Consider the following 3,464-nt stretch of genomic DNA (forward strand, 5'->3'; position numbering starts at 1 on the left):
ATTTAAAAGCTGGCGATGACTTACTCTCACATGGGTAACCCCACACTACCATCAGCGCTAAGAGGTTTCACTTCTGAGTTCGGGAAGGGATCAGGTGGTTCACTCTTGCTATTGTCGCCAGCAAACTGTTATGGACTTGTTCGGGTCTTATTTAAATGCCTTACTTCGTACCAAATGAGTTTAACAGAACATTTGAGTTGGGTATTGTAACTAGCTTTTCAACTAAATCAAGTATGTTTGATCTTTTATGAATCAAATGATGCTTCATATACAACTGCTTGGGTGTTGTATAGTCAAGCCTCACGAGCAATTAGTATTGGTCAGCTTCATGCGTCACCGCACTTCCACATCCAACCTATCAACGTCGTAGTCTTCAACGGCTCTTTAGAGGACATAAAGTCCTAGGGAAATCTTATCTTGAGGTAGGCTTCCCGCTTAGATGCTTTCAGCGGTTATCCCTTCCGAACATAGCTACCCGGCGATGCGACTGGCGTCACAACCGGTACACCAGAGGTTCGTCCACTCTGGTCCTCTCGTACTAGGAGCAGATCCTCTCAAATTTCCAACGCCCACGGTAGATAGGGACCGAACTGTCTCACGACGTTCTAAACCCAGCTCGCGTACCTCTTTAAATGGCGAACAGCCATACCCTTGGGACCTGCTTCAGCCCCAGGATGAGATGAGCCGACATCGAGGTGCCAAACACCGCCGTCGATATGAACTCTTGGGCGGTATCAGCCTGTTATCCCCAGAGTACCTTTTATCCGTTGAGCGATGGCCCTTCCATACAGAACCACCGGATCACTAAGACCTACTTTCGTACCTGCTCGACTTGTGGGTCTCGCAGTTAAGCGCGCTTTTGCCTTTATACTCTACGCGTGATTTCCGACCACGCTGAGCGCACCTTCGTACTCCTCCGTTACTCTTTAGGAGGAGACCGCCCCAGTCAAACTACCCACCAGACATGGTCCTCGTCCCGGATAACGGGACAGAGTTAGAACCTCAATATTACCAGGGTGGTATTTCAAGGATGGCTCCATAGCAACTGGCGTCACTACTTCAAAGCCTCCCACCTATCCTACACAAGTAAGATCAAAGTTCAATGTCAAGCTGCAGTAAAGGTTCACGGGGTCTTTCCGTCTAGCCGCGGGTACACCGCATCTTCACGGCGATTTCGATTTCACTGAGCCTCTGCTGGAGACAGCGCCCCCATCATTATGCCATTCGTGCAGGTCGGAACTTACCCGACAAGGAATTTCGCTACCTTAGGACCGTTATAGTTACGGCCGCCGTTTACTGGGGCTTCGATCAAGAGCTTCGCTTACGCTAACCCCATCAATTAACCTTCCAGCACCGGGCAGGCATCACACCCTATACGTCCACTTTCGTGTTTGCAGAGTGCTATGTTTTTAATAAACAGTTGCAGGGGCCTGGTTTCTGTGGCTGCCAATAGCTCAAGGAGCAAGTCCTATCACCGTCAGCAGCGTACCTTCTCCCGAAGTTACGGTACCATTTTGCCTAGTTCCTTCAGCAGAGTTCTCTCAAGCGCTTTGGTCTACTCGACCTGACCACCTGTGTCGGTTTAGGGTACGATTCCTGTGTAACTGAAGCTTAGAGACTTTTCCTGGAAGCATAGTATCAGCCACTTCGCTAGTAAACTAGCTTGCTATCAGCTCTCAGCATAGAGCACCCCGGATTTGCCTAAGATGCATGCCTACTGCCTTTCACCTGGACAACCAACGCCAGGCTGACTTAACTTTCTCCGTCCTCTCATCGCATTACACAGAAGTATTGGAATATTAACCAATTTCCCATCGACTACGCCTCTCGGCCTCGCCTTAGGGGTCGACTCACCCAGCCCCGATTAACGTTGGACTGGAACCCTTGGTCTTTCAGCGAACGGGTTTTTCACCCGTTTTGTCGTTACTCACGTCAGCATTCGCACTTCTGATACCTCCAGCATACTTCTCAATACACCTTCATCGGCTTACAGAACGCTCCCCTACCACGTATACATAGTATACATCCGCAGCTTCGGCATATAGTTTTAGCCCCGTTACATCTTCCGCGCAGGCCGACTCGACTAGTGAGCTATTACGCTTTCTTTAAAGGGTGGCTGCTTCTAAGCCAACCTCCTAGCTGTCTATGCCTTCCCACATCGTTTCCCACTTAACTATAATTTGGGGGCCTTAGCTGGCGGTCTGGATTGTTTTCCTCTTGACTACGGACGTTAGCACCCGCAGTCTGTCTCCCGGATAGTACTCATAGGTATTCGGAGTTTGCATCGGTTTGGTAAGTCGGGATGACCCCCTAGCCGAAACAGTGCTCTACCCCCTATGGTATTCGTCCGAGGCGCTACCTAAATAGCTTTCGGGGAGAACCAGCTATCACCGAGTTTGATTAGCCTTTCACCCCTATCCACAAGTCATCCCCTGGCTTTTCAACGACAGTGGGTTCGGTCCTCCAGTTAGTGTTACCCAACCTTCAACCTGCTCATGGATAGATCACCCGGTTTCGGGTCTATACCCAGCAACTAAACGCCCTATTAAGACTCGATTTCTCTACGGCTCCCCTATGCGGTTAACCTTGCTACTGAATATAAGTCGCTGACCCATTATACAAAAGGTACGCAGTCACCGAACAAGTCGGCTCCCACTGCTTGTATGCATGCGGTTTCAGGATCTATTTCACTCCCCTCACAGGGGTTCTTTTCGCCTTTCCCTCACGGTACTGGTTCACTATCGGTCAGTCAGGAGTATTTAGCCTTGGAGGATGGTCCCCCCATATTCAGACAAGGTTTCACGTGCCTCGCCCTACTCGTCATCATTATATGTGCCCTTTCGTGTACGGGACTATCACCCTCTACGGTAGCACTTCCCAGAGCTTTCCGCTAAAACACATATAACTTAATGGGCTGATCCCCGTTCGCTCGCCGCTACTGAGGGAATCTCAATTGATTTCTTTTCCTAAGGGTACTGAGATGTTTCACTTCCCCTCGTTCGCCTCGCATGACTATGTATTCATCATGCGATACCTACCTTATGGTAAGTGGGTTTCCCCATTCAGAAATCTCCGGATCACAGGATATTTGCCGCCTCCCCGAAGCTTATCGCAGGCTATTACGTCTTTCATCGCCTCTGACTGCCAAGGCATCCACCACATGCACTTAATTACTTGACTATACAACCCCAAACAGTCGTTAATCCCTACAAGGAGGATCAACAATGTGAACTTAATCACTTCTATTTGTTGCCTGTGAACTTAATCACCATACAGCTTCAATTTAATTCATATACCAAAACGCTTGATTCAGTTTTATCGCTAGTGCTCATTTCATTCAACATTAACAATTGCTTGCTAACATCAACTAAAACGAGTTTAAACAATTATTTCAACTCAAATATATTCTGTTAATGATTCACTACCGCCTCGTCAGCGAGTAGTTAACTGTGATAAATCACAGA

Annotated in this window: 2 rRNA genes; both read right to left on the reverse strand. The window is 48.3% G+C overall.

Annotated elements, in window-relative coordinates:
- Nucleotides 1-7: 7 nt before the first annotated feature.
- Nucleotides 8-122, reverse strand: a 5S ribosomal RNA gene (gene rrf / locus FY049_RS22075).
- 167 nt (nt 123-289) lie between these two features.
- A 23S ribosomal RNA gene (locus tag FY049_RS22080) occupies nt 290-3,180 on the reverse strand.
- Nucleotides 3,181-3,464 lie beyond the last annotated feature (284 nt).

It is taken from the genome of Acinetobacter sp. 1125_18A (genome assembly GCF_052824985.1).